1 protein-coding gene is annotated in these 1,506 nt (G+C 41.0%); it reads left to right on the top strand.

What is annotated here, in order from left to right:
• The first annotated feature begins 54 nt into the window (after positions 1–54).
• Positions 55–1,469, top strand: a protein-coding gene (locus FYJ62_RS10465; RefSeq protein ID WP_154549572.1) for an IS3 family transposase whose coding sequence is annotated in 2 segments (ribosomal slippage) — positions 55–550 and positions 550–1,469 — 1,416 coding nt in all. Because the reading frame shifts where the segments join, the coding sequence is not laid out codon by codon here.
• The last annotated feature ends 37 nt before the right edge of the window (positions 1,470–1,506 follow it).

The following is a 1,506-nucleotide window of genomic DNA, read 5'->3' as shown; positions in this document are numbered from 1 at the left end:
TGAAGTGCCCTACAATTGTTAGACATAGACATCTAACGATTGTGGGGTATCTTTATGACCAAATATTCATCCGAATTAAAAGTACAAGTTGCTTCCGATTATCTTAATGGCAGAGGATCATACAAGGGATTAAGCAAAAAGTATAATATCAATCCATCTCTAATTCGTACGTGGGTGAATATTGCCGAACTCAATGGCTTGGAAAGCTTAAAAGTTAAGCGAACCAAAAGAAAATATTCTGTTGACTTTAAGCTGGATGTGGTAAGCTACTATCTAAAATCCGATGAAGGAGTAAGAAGGGTAGCGGCTAGATTCAATATCAACCCGTCACAAGTCTATTCATGGACTAAGAAGTTCCAGCAAGACGGCCCAGAATCGCTCCTTCCTGTCAAGAAAGGTAGACCTGCTAAAATGCCTAAGAAGAGCAAGAAGACTGCGAAAGTCAAGCGCAATAAGCGAACAGAAACTCTAACTGATAAGCAGAAATATGAGGCCATACTTCAGGAAAAAGATGCCAAAATCAAAGAATTAGAATTGGAGCTCATCATCGCAAAAAAAGTGGCCGCCCGGTATCCGAGCTTTCCAATCGACAAAAGACACAGATAGCTTGTGATATTCGGGCAGACCACCCAGAATTTCAGTTAAAACAGCTGTTTAAAGCTCTTAATCTCAATCGTAAGACTTATTACGACAATCTTAAAAGAATCGCTAAGAAGGATAAGTACGCCGAAGTAAAAGAGCTTATCAAAGACATTTACTACAACGAAGGCCAAGGCACGTATGGCTATCGTCCAATGTGGGCTGCACTGCGCGACAAGGGCGTTAAATTGGCGATGGAAACAGTACGTAAGCTGATGCGAAGCATCGGGTTGAAGACCGAGCTGTACCACAAGAGAACTGCGAAATACAGCTCCTACAAAGGTACTGTAGGCAAAGTAGCTGATAATATACTCCAGCAGCACTTTGACGAAGAAAGGCCGTATCATGTTCTCCATACCGACATTACGGAATATATACTAACTAACGGCAAGAAAGTTTATATCTCTCCTGTAGTGGACGAGGCTTCTTTGGAGATCCTTGCATGTACTGCCAGCTACTCCCCCAACACGGATTTAGTATTGGGTATGCTGGATGAATTGGAAACCAAATTACCGGCTTACTCCCACCCAGTTATCCATTCTGATCAAGGTATTCAGTATCAAAGTAAAGCCTACCAAGCCCGCTTGGAGGATATGGGACTAGTTCAAAGCATGTCCAGAAAGGGAAACTGTTACGATAACGCACCGGGTGAAACTATATTCAACTTAATGAAACGTGAGAAGCTAAATCGAGTTAGACTTCACTCTTTGGAGGAAGCCCAACAAGCACTTAAAAATTACATATATTGGTTTAACAACATCAGACGGTCCAATAAACTAAATTACACGACCCCTGTAAAATATAGAGATCGTGTAATGGCAACTATTTAAGATTTTATAAAATGTCTAACTTTTCTATGGCACTTCA

It is taken from the genome of Lactobacillus porci, assembly GCF_009695985.1.
GTDB lineage: Bacteria > Bacillota > Bacilli > Lactobacillales > Lactobacillaceae > Lactobacillus > Lactobacillus absianus.
Note: the sequence above shows the minus strand (reverse complement) of the source record. Positions and strands in the feature narration are given on the sequence as shown.